This is a genomic window from Sphaerisporangium sp. NPDC049457, assembly GCF_055586705.1.
Window position 1 is genome coordinate 72,214 of the sequence record NZ_JBVJHR010000022.1, and the last position, 12,632, is coordinate 84,845.

The following is a 12,632-nucleotide window of genomic DNA, read 5'->3' on the forward strand; positions in this document are numbered from 1 at the left end:
GACGCTACACCCGCCGCAGTGGGCCGAGCAGCCCGCTACAGCTGCCGGATCCGACCGAGTAGCCGGCTACACCTGCCGGAGCTGACCGAGCAGCCAACCCGGACCGGCGACCTCGGCGTCCAGCTCGGCGACCCGCCGGCGCAGCTCGCGATCGGCGGTGACGACCAGCACCCGTTCCCACGGCCTGACCTCCCGGATCTCGCGGACCGTGCCGACGATCGCGTCGTCCCCGCTGCCCGGCGCGTCCACCACGGTCACCACACCGGCCGAGGGCACGCCCTTCGCCGCCCCCTCCACGATCATGATCACTCTGGGGAACCACGTCGCCGGAGCGGGGAACCCCTCCGGAGGCCGCAACCCGTGCGCCGCGAGCCGTTCGACGTCCTCCAGCAGGCGCCGCGCGGCGCCCGCCCGGTCGCGCCACCAGCCGTGCTCGGCGCGCGCGCCGACGATGTTGGCGGCGTCCAGCACCACCGCGGAAGGCGGCAGGCTGGACCTGATCGCCGGCCAGGTCTCGGCGAAGCCGGGATGCAGCGTCCCGCCGGGGAGCTCGTCGGCGGGCAACCACCGCATGTCGGTGCTCTCGTCGTTGGCGGGGGCGGCGGCCAGCAGCGCGTCCGCCTCGGCGATCACCGTCTGGAACGACCAGCCGCCGTGGTCGTCGAGGTGGACGCCCAGCACGCGCAGGCTGTCGCCGGTGAGCGCGGCCTCCTCCAGAGCCTCGCGAAGGGCGCCGGTCACGGCGTCCTCGTGGCTGTCGAGCGCTCCACCCGGCAGGCCCCACGTGCCGCCGTGGTGGCTCCACCACGAGCGCTTCTGCATCAGGACGTGCGGCGTGCCGCCGGCGTCGTAGTGGACCGCCAGCAGGCCCGAAGCCCCGTGCAGGCCCCAGTGCCGGTGGCCGCGCCCGCACAGCGCCCACCCGTCGCCGTCCTTCGCCGCCATGTCTTCATCCTGCCTCAAGCGCTATGCCCGAATCGCACCATTCGTCGCCCTGTGGACCGCTAGCATCCAACGGCGATGGACGGTTCACTCTCTCCGGTCCGGCTGCCCTACGACACCTTCCGTCTCGCGGGGCGTCTGATCCTGCCTCTGGCCTTCTACTACACCCTCGGCACCCTCGTCCACAAAGGCGTGCTGCTCGCCGCCGTCCGCGTCGCCGAGCCCACCGGATGGCGGGCCTACCTGGCGTTCGGCGTGCTGAGCTTCGGCGTGCTGGTCACCCTGACGGCGTACATCGCGATGCTCAACGTCGCCGGACGGGCGCTCGGCTCGCGCCCCGTGCAGGCCCGCACGCTCGACGAGCGCGAGCGCGACCTGGTCGACGCGATCGCCCACACCCTGCTGCCCTTCCTGATCTTCTACAGCGCGTGGGGCCTGTTCCAGGACGACATCAGCGCCTTCCAAAGGCTGCTGAACGAGCTGCATCCGGGGATCGACCTCAGCTACATCGGCCTGCTGAGCGACCTGCTCAACGTCAACGTCGTCATCATCGCCGTCACCGCCGTGATCTTCGCGGTCAAGGTGGCCTTCGAGCGGCTGTACAGCGCCACGGGGAAGCGCGTTTTCGGCGTGGCCAACAGCACGTTCGAGTGCATGTGGATGTACTTCGGCCTCATCTCGCTGGGCAACTGGATAGGCGACGGCACCGATTGGCTGACCGGCCGGGTGGTCTGGGAGGACTTCCTGGGCCTGTTCGAGCGGGTTCCGATGCTCCAGACCCTGCGGCAGCTCGGTTCGGACCTGGCACCCTACCTCCCCGAGTTCAAGGACGGCCTGGTGCAGCCGCTGGTCTGGCTGGCCATGGCGGCCGTCGTCTACAGCTCCTCGATGACCGAGGACGCCAAGGTCATCGAGGGCACCCGGGCCGAGCCGCACGTCTCGCGGCTCTGGCAGCGGCTGCCGGCCCCCGTGAAGGTCACGGCCGAGTTCTTCTCCCGCGGCATCCGCGACAAGTACGTCCCGCTGGTGAACGGCTTCCGATTCGTGCTGAGCGGCGGGGGACTGTTCTACCTGACGTTCTGCCTTGTGTACGTGGCGCTCGAGGGGCTCGCCTCGGTCGGCTTCATCGGCCTCGTCAGGCTCGTTGGAGCGCACGAGATCCTCTGGTGGCAGATGTGGGAGGGCGCCGTCGCCTTCCCGGTCGAGCTGCTCCACGAGGTGCTGCGCATCTGCCTGCTCGCCGTCGCCTTCGACCTGGCGCTTCGGCGGGCGTCCGCCCGCTCGGCCGCGCCGGCGGCGCCCCGTACGCCTCCGGGGGCGAGCGCGGTCGCGGCCGCACCTCCGGGAGGGTCTTCGACGCCTCAGCCCGCACCTGCGGCACCCCGGCTCGGGCCCGCGGCACCCCAGCCCGCGCCTGCGGCGCCTTCGCCCGCGCCGCTCCCGCCTACGGGGCCAGGCGCACCGTTCCCGGGTTGGGCGCCACCCTCACCTCGACCCTCAGGCTTTTGAACGCGTCGGCGGGCACGACGTACACCGTCTGGACGGCGAGCTCCTTGCCGACGGGCAGCGGGACGGGCTTGAAGGCGGCGTCCAGGTTGAAGCACGAGGACGACAGGCCCGACTTGGGCGCGAGATCGCTGCGGAACGACGGCCCCCACGTGCGCCCCGCCGCGTCGGCGAGCTTGATCCGGCAGACGCTCCCCGTGCCGCCGAACCACTTGCTCGCCTGCTCGGTCAGCGGCTTGAGGGTGATCACCGCGATCGCGACCTTCGTGCGGGGCGGCAGCGGACGGTAGACGTCGTCCGGCGGCCGGCCCTCGGTGATGCTCCTCAGGCGCCACTCGATGCCGTTCAACCGGGCGGGCCGTCCGTGAGCGGCCACGGCCTCGGACCCGCCCTTGCCCGTGCCGGCCTCGTACTTCTCCCGCCACGGCAGCACCTCGGCGGCGAGCGCCGCGGGGATGAGGGCCAGCAGGCCGAGGCCGTATCCCAGATGCTGTTTCCAGTTCACTGCCGGCTCCACTTCACAGCTCGCGCACCGGCCCGACCGTCAGCGACGCCGGCGCCTGCTCGATGAGCCTGCTCGTGTAAGGGGCCGAGAGCCGCAGATCGACGGAGGCCGCGGGGCCGAGATGGTCGAGACTCTTGACGCTGTGGACGGTGACGTCGAGAGCCGCGCCCGCCAGCCTGCCGGGGGGCACCTCGAAGAGGATGGGCCCGTACGCCGGGATGCCGGGCTGGAGGGCGGCCTTGTCGAGCGTGCCGATGACCGAGCTGGCCAGGTACTCGGCGCCGTCGGCCGTGCGCAGCCTGGCTCCCTGCACCTGTGTCTCCTCGGTGGTGGCGGCGACGGTGGCCCAGACGACCACCCAGATGCCCGCGGTCGACTTCGGCTCGCCGACGAACCCGTAGGAGTCCTCCAGGCGTACGGACCTGCCGAGTTGCAGGCGGTCCACGCGGAGCTGGAAGGCGGTGGTGTCCACCTGCTCGCCCACCTCGCCCGACGTCGCGATCGGCGCGTACCTCTCCTCCACGCCGGGCGTGGCGCGGAGCACTCCCACGATGCCGGCGAGCAGCAGCGCCCCGGTCAGCACGGCGACGATCATCCGCGTCACCGGCCCACCTCGAGGTCGTAGATGGCCAGCATCTCTCCCGGCAGCCAGTCGGACAGCTCGGAGGAGAACCATGGTGTGAACTCTCTGTCCCGCAACGCGGCGGCGAGGCTCGTGGGGTCGGCCGCCCCGGCCGGGACGTTGTAGACGACCATCACGCGCTCGGCCAGGCCGGGCTGGAGCTGCGCGCGGTCGGTGCGGCCGTCGCGGATGACGAAGCCGGCCGTCTTGTCCCTGATGCGGTCGATCGTGACGCTGCCGGGTGAGATCTTGAGGAACAGGTCGGCGGACAGGTCGTCGACGGTCGCGGTCTGATCGCTGACGTTCTCGACCTGAAGCTCGATCGCCAGGAAGCGTCCCGGCTTGGCGTCACCGAGCCCGGGGGCCGGATCTTTGGTGACATAAGCCACCTTGTACGGCTTCACCGCGAAACGGTGGCCCACGGTGGTCTCGCCGAGGCGGCGATGAGGGATTTCCGGCTTGGCCTCCTGGAGGCCGCCGGCGGGCCAGGCCAGTCCGAGCACGGTGGCCAGCGCGAAGACAACGGCGGTGATGGCGATCCACGGCCGCAGCGGTCCCCGGCGTGACTCGGTCCGTCCGGGGGTGGGCTCCGGAGTGGTCACGGCCAGCGATCATATCCGGCAAATGCCCATCAGGGCCGTGATTGTCGCGATTCCACCACAGAACCGGCGCCAGAACCCGGCCTCGCGGGAAGGCGCGAGCCCGGCACGCGTAACGGGCCGCGGCCTCCCAGGATCAGCCGCCGCCCTTGGAGAAGTGCTGGTAGTCCTTCGCGCCGTTGAAGTAGCCGCCCCACTCCCAGCCGTACTTCTCGAACAGGCGCACCACCCGGTCGTCGGGGTTGATCACGCCCGGCCTGCGCAGAGGTCGTTCGGCGAAGCGTTCGGCGTTGCCGTGCGCGACCGAGCCGTCGGGCTCCACCCACGGGTTCTCCCGGGGGTTGAGGTCGATGGCGTTGCCGTACGAATGCTTGGACCAGCTGCTGGCCCCGGTCGTCTTGCGGCAGTTGAACGCCGAGGTGTTGTCGGCGTCGATGGAGTCGAAGTCGCTGCCCTTGTAGACGTCGATCGGCTCCATGCGCGTGATCGGGTAACGCCACCGGTAGAGCTGCTCGAACACCGCCACCACGTCGTCGGTGACCGCGCGGTTCACGATCAGCTCGCCGGTGTGGGCCTTCTTGTCGAAACCCCAGTACGTCATCGTGACCTTGCGCAGCCCGCTCGGGGACACCGGGCAGCCGGAGCGCCACGAATGGTCGAGCTGCCCCGCCGTGACGGCCGAGACCTTCGCCCTGAACGCCGGCGGCCCCGAGGGGGACGGCGAAGGGGACGGTGCGGGCGACGGCGGCGCCTGGCTCTCGGACGCGTCCGGGGTCGGCTGAGCGGAGGGCGGCGGTGAAGCCGCGCCGGAGGACGCGGCGGAGGCGGGCGCGGGCTCGGCGACGACACCGGAGCCGGCCCCGCCGCACGCGGTCAAGGTGGCGGACGCGCAGGCCAGCGCCACAAGGCCCAGGTGACGGTGCTTCGCTGTGTGAGGCATACGCCAGAGTAAGGCCATCCCGGTCGCGGTCGTGACGCAATTGTGATGTCGGCCGTTCGCATGGCCAGGCCGGGCCGTGTTCGAGGTGTGCCGGACGTTTTACTCGCAATACCTCGCGCATGTGTTCGAGGAGGCGCTACAGTCTTCCGCATCGGATCGAACACGGGTTCGGGCCGGCAGGCTCAGCGGAAGGGTGGTGTGCCGTGGCGTTGCTCTCGCCACCCGTCCGGCAGGCGTCCGGGCGGCCCTCCGTCCCCCGCCGCCCCGCGACACGCCGTAGCGCTTTCTACGGAAATCTAGGACGGCCTCTATATCCGGTCATAAAGTCCGAGAGCGTGGACCCCGTGCGCAATCCTTATGCCCCCGGTGCGGGGCAGCGCCCTCCAGAGCTCGCCGGGCGTGATCGTGAGCTGCAACAGTTCGAGGTCGTGCTCGAGCGGGTGGCCCGTGGCCGTCCCGAGCGCAGCATGGTCCTCACCGGGCTGCGCGGTGTCGGTAAGACCGTGCTGCTCAACACCTTCAAGTCCATGGCCATGCAGCGGCTCTGGGGCACCGGCAAGATCGAGGCCCGCCCCGAGCAGTCCATCCGCCGGCCGGTCGCCGCCGCCCTGCACATGGCGATCCGCGAGCTGGCCCCCCGCCACCGCGCCCCCGAGCGCATCGAAGAGTTCCTCGGCGTGCTCAAGGCGTTCGCCATGCGCGACCCCGGCGCGGCCAAGGGCACCTCGCTCTGGTCGCCCGCCATCGACATCCCCGCCGGTCGCGGCCGGGCCGATTCGGGCGATCTTGAGATCGACCTGACCGAGCTGTTCGTCGACGCCGCCTCCGTGGCGACCGACCTCGGCGTCGGGATGGCCCTGTTCATCGACGAGATGCAGGACGTCCAGGCGCCCGACATCTCGGCCCTGTGCGCCGCCTGCCACGAGCTGTCGCAGAGCGGCGGCCCGCTCATCGTCGTCGGCGCCGGCCTGCCCCACCTGCCGGGCGTGCTCAGCGCCAGCAAGAGCTACTCCGAGCGCCTGTTCCGCTACGCGCGCATCGACAGGCTCGACCGTGACGCCGCCGACCTCGCGCTCATCGCCCCCGCCGCCCGCGAGGAGGTCGAGTTCACCCCCGAGGCGCTCGACGCGCTGTACGAGGCGGCCGACGGCTACCCCTACTTCGTCCAGGCCTACGGCAAGGTCGCGTGGGATCTCGCTCCGCGCAGCCCGATCACGGCCGACGACATCAGGGTCGCCGCCCCCGAGGCCGAGGAGGAGCTCGCGGTCGGCTTCTTCGGCAGCCGCTACGAGCGCGCCACTCCCGCCGAACGCGACTACATGCACGCGATGGCCTCGGTCGGCGACGAGCCCGTGCCGACGGCCGACGTCGCCGAGCTGCTCGGCCGCAAGCCGTCGAGCCTGTCGCCGGCCCGTGACAGCCTCATCAAGAAAGGACTCATCTTCAGCGCCGAGCGCGGTCTCATCGCCTTCACCGTGCCGCACTTCGGCAAGTTCCTCCGGGCGCAGCCGCTGTAGGCCGCATCCGGACCCCAGGCCGGGGCGCAGTGACTCTGCGCTCCCATTGATCTCTCTACGGCTTTCTAGAGGGGAAGCTAGAGAGCCGTAGAGAGTCGAATTCACGGTGCACGGCAGCGTGGTGGCCGGTCGGCGAGGCCGGTCGCCACGCGCCTCGCGACGGGCATCGACAAGATCCCGACGCTGTTTTACCGTGACCATGGACAGTGATGACCATCGGAAGTCGGCAACGCGACCGCACGGGGTGATGGCATGACCAAGCGCACGAACGTCCACGCGGCGGCCGGCGTCGTCCTCCTCCTCGCCGCTCTGGTGGGGCCGTTCGGCGCCTCAGCGGCCCGCGCCGCCACGACGTTCAAGGTCCTGCAGGTCAACCTGTGCAACAGCGGGCACGCGGGCTGTTACGAGGGCGGCGCCGTCCCCGAGGCCCAGTCGCTGATCGGGCGGGTCAAGCCCGACGTCCTCACCGCGAACGAGATCTGCGAGAGCGACGTCGGCCCGCTGCGGTCGGCCATGGGCAACGGCGACTACGAGTTCCGCCCGGTGCAGGACGAGCGCACCGCCGCCGCCATCCAGTGCACCGCAGGGCGCGGCGCGTACGGCGTGGCCGTCTTCGCCGTCCCCCGCTACGCGAAGACCGCGAGCGGCGGCGGCTGGTACTCCTATCAGGACTCCGGCAGCGAGCGGCGGGCCTGGGGGTGCGGCCGGTTCGGCGGGTTCTGGGCGTGCACCACCCATCTGTCGGCCTCGTCGGAGCCCGTCGCGCTGCAGCAGTGCAAGCAGTTGATGAACGAGTACATCCCGGGGCTGCACGCCCAGTACGGCGGCCTGCCCACCGTCGTGGGCGGCGACCTGAACCTCGAGTACGACAGGTCCGACCCGGAGAACGCCCAGAACTGCGTGCCCGCCGGCTATTTCCGCAAGGGCGACGGCGACGTGCAGCATGTCATCGCCTCCAGCGCGTTCGCCTTCGTGCGCACCGACAAGTACGGCATGTCGCGCACCGACCACAGCGCCTTCATGGTCACCCTCACGGCCCCGTGGTGACGGACGGCGCTTCGCTTCGGTTTTCTACGGCTGTCTAGCGTCCAGCCGATACGCCGATAGATTTCCGGAGAAGGTCCGCGTGCTCAGATCCCTCCGCGCCGACCACCGCGACCCGCACCGTTGGCCGGCGTCCGCTGAGGTAGACCGCGAAGACCACCTCGGCCTGGGCCCCGACCGCGGTCCGCCCGGGGTACACGAAGAACCGCCAGCACAGCTCGCGCCAGGAGTCCGACGGTTCGTCCGCCGTCAGCAGCGGCGCGTGCGAGCGCCACTCGGCGCTCGCCCGCAGACGCGTGAAGGCCCGTCCGGCCGGCATGGCCCGCTGCTCGCAGGGCGCGCGATATCTGACCCGGGCGATGGCCTCGCCCCACTCGGGAGACAGCGCCGCCATCAGGGCCAAGCCGGCCCCGAGCGCCGCCGCCAGTTCCCAGGAGGCCCCGGAGAACAGATCGGCCCCCGACACAGGGACCAGCGTCACCAGTACCGCCATCCCGGTCAGCAGGGCGGCGCGGCCGATGGAGCGCAGCCCCACCGGGGCGCTGCTCGCCTCGCCGAAGCAGCCGCAGCCCACGTCCGGACGCCGTCTGCGCAGCTCCCACAGGACATAGGTGGCCACGGAGAAGAAAGCGGTCGTCCCCCAGCGGGGCAGGGGATGGCGGGTGGACAGCAGGCACACGGCCAGGACGACCTCCATACCCGCGCAGAAGAGCATGAACGGCTTGCGCATGCGCTCGGGCACCAGCACGCCCGGACCGAGGCGGGAGAGCCCGCCCGGGTCGGTGTCGCTGCCGGCGGTCGCGAACTTCGCCCCGCCGCCGAGCAGCAGGAACAGCACGAGCAACGCCAGCGCGGCGGTGGCGAGCGTCGAAGTCTCCACGGTCATCCCAATCCGACCCGGGCGTTGAAGCAACCATTGGTGAGCTCGCCGCCGAGCTCGACGTACGACAGCGGCGACAGTTCGGCGATGCGGCCCCGCGGCGAGGTGCCGCACTCCACGCACCGGTCGCAGAACCGTCCGGCCATGCACCCGCAGGAGACGATGGGCAGCACCGACGCGCGGCTCTCGCACACGTTCCCGACGTACAGCATCGAGCCGAGCGCGAGATAGGGCAGACCGGTGCACGACACACCCGCGTCCTCGCACTCGGAATCGGCACGTTCCAGCATCGGGTAGGCGACGCCCGCCTCGCCGTCGTCGAAGGCGTCCGACCAGGCGGCGGTTCCGGAGACCTTCGACTGGACCGCCCGGTAGGCGGGCGGCGGCGCGGGCACGGCCGTGGCGCGGTAGGTGGGCTGCGAGGTCGCCGGCAGCCGCGCGTGCGTCACCCCCTCTCGCCGCGTGCCGATCGCGTCGAAGAGATAGCCCGGTTCGAGCTGCGGGTGCCGTACCCGGATGCGCCCGGACGCGCCGTAGGGGATGACGACCGCGCGCCGGCCCCGGTGCGGGCCGCAGTCGAGCTCGACCGTCAGGTCCCGGCCGTCCTTGCCCATGGCGAGGACGACCCCGGTGACGCGGGTGATGTCGCCCCACAGGCGTTCGGCCACCCGGCCCGACTGGCGGGCGCGGATCATGACGCGGGTGCCGCGAGGCAGGTCGACGGGGTTGACGGGGCTGCCGTGCCAGGCGCTCGCCCACGGCGCGATGACCAGACGCTCCTCGTCGCCGTCCGGGTTCTCCAGGATCACCAGATGCGGGCTGATGTCGATGATGTGGCCGACGATGCCGGTCAGCGGCGCCGGCTCCTCGGCCTCGTCCTTCGCCGGGACGGCGCTCCGGCCGAGTGCGGCGGACGCCAGCGCATGGCGACGCTCAACTCCCATCGGCCCCTCCCCGGTTGCCGCCGCGAGTCAAATCGATCGTCCACTAGCGTCACATGAATCGTCGCCGCCGCGGATGATCTCAGGGCGAGAATTTCCCCCCGGGGCCGTCTGCGTAGCAAATTACCCACTCCAGGATGAACTAGTCGACGCCTCAGCATGCCATGGGCATATAACGATCTTTGCCGTCGCCGGGGCGAAACCTGGATCATGGATCAGCCATATCAGGGCGTGCGGCTGCGATTCTGACGACGAGATCGTTCCTTCATGGCCTTCGTCACGGCACCGGTGATCGCATGAGCGGTAAAGACGAGGAGTTCCGCGAGTACGTCGTTGCCCGCGGTCCGGCACTGCTGCGCATGGCCTACCAGCTGACCGGTCAGCCCGCCGACGCCGAGGACCTGCTCCAGGCCGCCCTGGCCAAGACCTATCTCGCCTGGGACCGCATCAACGACCGGGCGTCGCTGGACGGGTACGTGCGCCGGGCGATGGTGAACATCAACATCTCCTGGTGGCGGCGCAGGAAGCTGGAGGAGTACCCCTCCGAGGAGCTTCCCGAGACCCCGGTCCGGGACGGGCCGACTCCGGGGGAGATCCACGAACTGCTGGAAGAGGCGATCAACCGGCTCCCGGTCCGTCAGCGCACGGCGATCGTGCTGCGCTACTACGAGGACATGACCGAGCCGGAGATCGCCAAAGCCCTCGGCATCAGCATCGGCACGGTGAAGAGCACGGTGTCGCGGGCGATGGCGAAGCTCAGAGGCGACCTGGTCGTCGTCGAGCCCCGGCAGCCCGAGGCGCAGCCCCAGTTATGACCACGCGGCGCCCCCGAACGCCCGACCATGCGGCTCTCGCGAACGCCCGACCACGCGGCAGCCCGTGAACGCGCGACCTCGCGGCGGCCCGTGAACGCGCGACCTCGCGGCGGCCCGTGCGCCGTTCGAACGAGCGCTTGTCTGAATGGCGAGAGCGGGCCAGACTCGGACAAAGGTCAGATACCGGTGCCGGGCCGTGCTCGGCCGGCGGAGGTGCCACAGATGCGCAGCACCATGCCCGACCATCCGCTAACGATCACCTCGATCATGCGTCACGGCGCCGGCCTGTTCGGCGACCAGGAGGTCGTCACCTACACCGGCGACGGCTACCGGCGCCTGCCGTACAGGGAACTCGCGCGGGAGGCCGCGCGGCTGGCCGGCGCGCTGCGGAGCCTCGGCGTGGACGGCGACCAGCGGGTCGCGACCTTCGGCTGGAACAACGCCGAGCACCTCACCGCGTATCTCGCCGTTCCCGCCATGGGCGCGGTCCTGCACACGCTGAACATCCGCCTGTTCCCCGAGCAGATCGCCTACATAGCCGGGCACGCCGAGGACGACGTCGTCATCGTGGACGCCTCGCTCGTCCCGCTCCTCGCGCCGATCCTGCCCGAGATGAAGACGGTGCGGCACGTGATCGTCTGCGGGGCCGCGGACACCGGGCCGCTCGCCACCGCCGGCAAGGACGTGCACGACTACCGCACGCTCCTCGAGCAGGCCCCGGACACGTTCGACTGGCCCGAGCTGGACGAGCGCGCCGCCGCGTCCATGTGCTACACCAGCGGCACGACGGGCAACCCCAAAGGCGTCGTGTACAGCCACCGGTCCACCTACCTGCACTCCATGAGCGTGTGCACGGCCAACGCCATGGGATTGTCCAGCCGCGACCGGGTACTGCCGATCGTCCCCATGTTCCACGCCAACGCCTGGGGCCTGCCGTACGCCGCGCTGATGGCCGGAGCCTCGCTCGTCATGCCCGACAGGTTCCTGCAGGGGGAGCACCTGGCGAGGATCATCGCCGAGGAGCGGCCGACGGTCTCCGGGGCGGTCCCGACGATCTGGGGCGACCTGTTACGCCACGCCCGCCGGCACGGTACCGACCTGTCGTCGCTGCGGCTGGTGCCCTGCGGCGGCTCGGCCGTGCCGGAGGCGCTGATGCGGGCGCTCTGGGACGAGTTCGGAGTCCAGGTCGTGCAGGCGTGGGGGATGACCGAGACCTCGCCGCTGGCGACGGTCGCCCACGGCGACTCCTGGGACCTGCGGGCCACTCAGGGGAGGCTCCTGGCCGGGGTCGAGGGCCGGATCGTCGGCGCGGGGGACGTCGTGCTCGACTCCGACGGCGTCTCGGTGGGCGAGCTGGAGGTGCGCGGGCCGTGGGTCACCGGGGCCTACCACCTGGAGGAGGATCCTTCGCGGTTCCACGACGGCTGGCTGCGCACGGGGGACGTCGGCCGGCTGGACGCTCGCGGCTACGTGACGCTCACCGACCGGGCCAAGGACGTGATCAAGTCCGGCGGGGAGTGGATCTCGTCGGTCGAGCTGGAGAACGCGTTGATGGGGCATCCCGCCGTAGTGGAGGCGGCGGTGATCGGGGTGCCCGACGATCGCTGGGGCGAACGTCCGCTGGCGTGCGTGGTGCTCGACGGAACGACCGGAGTGGCCGAACTCCGGGAGTTCCTGTCGGGAAGGGTGGCGCGCTGGCAGGTGCCGGAGCGCTGGGCTTTCATCGAGGCCGTCCCCAAGACGAGCGTCGGCAAGTTCGCGAAGCGAAGCCTGCGCGAGATGCACGCCCGGGGCGAACTCACGGTCGTCGAGGGTTGAGGTCGAGTTCCTCGGCGCCCGCGCCCTCCGCGCCCGCGGTGGCACAAGGGCGCACCACGTCGCGGATGACGCGGAGGGTGTCCAGAAACTCCTCCAGCCGCTGAGGGGACAGCAGGCCGGTGAACCACTTCTCGATGTCCTCGATGTGCCGGGGGAGAACCGATTCGAGCCGGGCGGCGCCGGCGTCGGTCAGCGTCGCGTACGAGGCCCGGCGGTCACTGGCGCAGGCCACCCGCTCGACCAGGCCGTCACGCTCAAGCCGGTCCACGACCCGGGTCACCCCGCTGGTGGACAACGACGTCTGCGCCGCGAGGTCGCTCATGCGGAGCCTGCGCCCGGGGGACCGGTACAGGCGTATGAGCGTCTCGAAGTCGATATCGGACAGTCCGGAGTCGGTGAAGGCGGCGTTCATCTTGGCGGTGAGGCCTGTGTAGACCTCGGTGATCAGGCCCATGGCCGTCAACCTGGGATCATCAGCTCGTGTCACGTGTACAGTCTAAACG

13 protein-coding genes are annotated in these 12,632 nt (G+C 70.8%); 5 read left to right on the forward strand and 8 right to left on the reverse strand.

The features are described 5' to 3' along the window. Positions 1-66: 66 nt before the first annotated feature. Positions 67-945 carry an NUDIX hydrolase gene (locus tag ACZ6QO_RS30240; protein WP_465855565.1) on the reverse strand — a complete coding sequence of 293 codons (879 nt, stop codon included), beginning with the start codon at positions 943-945 and terminating at the stop codon, positions 67-69. A gap of 75 nt (positions 946-1,020) precedes the next feature. Between ACZ6QO_RS30240 and ACZ6QO_RS30245 the strand changes: the two genes are divergently transcribed. Continuing rightward, positions 1,021-2,451 (forward strand): hypothetical protein, encoded by a 1,431-nt coding sequence (locus ACZ6QO_RS30245; protein ID WP_465855567.1) that lies wholly within the window; start codon positions 1,021-1,023, stop codon positions 2,449-2,451. Here the strand turns inward: ACZ6QO_RS30245 and ACZ6QO_RS30250 are convergent. The 4 genes from ACZ6QO_RS30250 to ACZ6QO_RS30265 form a co-directional block, all read right to left on the reverse strand. Further along, positions 2,387-2,953, reverse strand: coding sequence for a hypothetical protein (locus tag ACZ6QO_RS30250; protein ID WP_465855569.1), 567 nt, complete (start codon positions 2,951-2,953; stop codon positions 2,387-2,389). The two genes, ACZ6QO_RS30245 and ACZ6QO_RS30250, sit on opposite strands and share 65 nt — an antisense overlap. A 13-nt stretch (positions 2,954-2,966) precedes the next feature. Next, on the reverse strand, positions 2,967-3,557 hold the full coding sequence (locus ACZ6QO_RS30255) for a hypothetical protein (protein WP_465855571.1): 591 nt from the start codon (positions 3,555-3,557) through the stop codon (positions 2,967-2,969). Continuing rightward, positions 3,554-4,177, reverse strand: a complete 624-nt coding sequence (locus ACZ6QO_RS30260; RefSeq protein ID WP_465855573.1) for a DUF4352 domain-containing protein — start codon at positions 4,175-4,177, stop codon at positions 3,554-3,556. The genes ACZ6QO_RS30255 and ACZ6QO_RS30260 overlap by 4 nt, the downstream gene beginning before the upstream one ends. 133 nt (positions 4,178-4,310) lie before the next feature. Continuing rightward, complete coding sequence (locus ACZ6QO_RS30265; RefSeq protein WP_465855574.1) at positions 4,311-5,114, reverse strand: M15 family metallopeptidase; 804 nt, start codon at positions 5,112-5,114, stop codon at positions 4,311-4,313. A gap of 335 nt (positions 5,115-5,449) precedes the next feature. On the opposite strand from ACZ6QO_RS30265, the gene ACZ6QO_RS30270 reads away from it, so the two are divergent. Beyond that, positions 5,450-6,631 (forward strand): AAA family ATPase, encoded by a 1,182-nt coding sequence (locus ACZ6QO_RS30270; RefSeq protein ID WP_465855576.1) that lies wholly within the window; start codon positions 5,450-5,452, stop codon positions 6,629-6,631. Positions 6,632-6,883: 252 nt separating this feature from the next. Then, on the forward strand, positions 6,884-7,678 hold the full coding sequence (locus ACZ6QO_RS30275) for an endonuclease/exonuclease/phosphatase family protein (RefSeq protein WP_465855578.1): 795 nt from the start codon (positions 6,884-6,886) through the stop codon (positions 7,676-7,678). Between the two features lie 34 nt (positions 7,679-7,712). On the opposite strand, the gene ACZ6QO_RS30280 is transcribed toward ACZ6QO_RS30275, so the two are convergent. Beyond that, positions 7,713-8,561 carry a MauE/DoxX family redox-associated membrane protein gene (locus ACZ6QO_RS30280; RefSeq protein ID WP_465855580.1) on the reverse strand — a complete coding sequence of 283 codons (849 nt, stop codon included), beginning with the start codon at positions 8,559-8,561 and terminating at the stop codon, positions 7,713-7,715. Beyond that, entirely contained in the window at positions 8,558-9,499 is a 942-nt protein-coding gene (locus ACZ6QO_RS30285; RefSeq protein WP_465855582.1) for a hypothetical protein, read from the reverse strand. Before ACZ6QO_RS30285 ends, ACZ6QO_RS30280 begins: the two co-directional genes overlap by 4 nt. A 293-nt stretch (positions 9,500-9,792) precedes the next feature. Between ACZ6QO_RS30285 and ACZ6QO_RS30290 the strand changes: the two genes are divergently transcribed. Both ACZ6QO_RS30290 and ACZ6QO_RS30295 read left to right on the forward strand, forming a co-directional pair. Further along, positions 9,793-10,311: a SigE family RNA polymerase sigma factor gene (locus ACZ6QO_RS30290; protein WP_465855584.1), complete on the forward strand. Its 519-nt coding sequence runs from the start codon at positions 9,793-9,795 to the stop codon at positions 10,309-10,311. Between the two features lie 222 nt (positions 10,312-10,533). Then, on the forward strand, positions 10,534-12,129 hold the full coding sequence (locus tag ACZ6QO_RS30295) for a long-chain fatty acid--CoA ligase (RefSeq protein ID WP_465855585.1): 1,596 nt from the start codon (positions 10,534-10,536) through the stop codon (positions 12,127-12,129). Here the strand turns inward: ACZ6QO_RS30295 and ACZ6QO_RS30300 are convergent. Continuing rightward, a complete protein-coding gene (locus tag ACZ6QO_RS30300; protein WP_465855587.1) occupies positions 12,110-12,616 on the reverse strand; it encodes a MarR family winged helix-turn-helix transcriptional regulator in 507 nt (168 codons plus the stop codon). The two genes, ACZ6QO_RS30295 and ACZ6QO_RS30300, sit on opposite strands and share 20 nt — an antisense overlap. Positions 12,617-12,632 lie beyond the last annotated feature (16 nt).

Bases quoted from the DNA above. Each gene is read 5' to 3' on its own strand.
- ACZ6QO_RS30240 (WP_465855565.1), bottom strand. From the start codon at position 945: ATGGCGGCGAAGGACGGCGACGGGTGGGCGCTGTGCGGGCGCGGCCAC.
- ACZ6QO_RS30245 (WP_465855567.1), top strand. From the start codon at position 1,021: ATGGACGGTTCACTCTCTCCGGTCCGGCTGCCCTACGACACCTTCCGT.
- ACZ6QO_RS30265 (WP_465855574.1), bottom strand. From the start codon at position 5,114: ATGCCTCACACAGCGAAGCACCGTCACCTGGGCCTTGTGGCGCTGGCC.
- ACZ6QO_RS30275 (WP_465855578.1), top strand. From the start codon at position 6,884: ATGACCAAGCGCACGAACGTCCACGCGGCGGCCGGCGTCGTCCTCCTC.
- ACZ6QO_RS30280 (WP_465855580.1), bottom strand. From the start codon at position 8,561: ATGACCGTGGAGACTTCGACGCTCGCCACCGCCGCGCTGGCGTTGCTC.
- ACZ6QO_RS30285 (WP_465855582.1), bottom strand. From the start codon at position 9,499: ATGGGAGTTGAGCGTCGCCATGCGCTGGCGTCCGCCGCACTCGGCCGG.
- ACZ6QO_RS30290 (WP_465855584.1), top strand. From the start codon at position 9,793: ATGAGCGGTAAAGACGAGGAGTTCCGCGAGTACGTCGTTGCCCGCGGT.
- ACZ6QO_RS30295 (WP_465855585.1), top strand. From the start codon at position 10,534: ATGCGCAGCACCATGCCCGACCATCCGCTAACGATCACCTCGATCATG.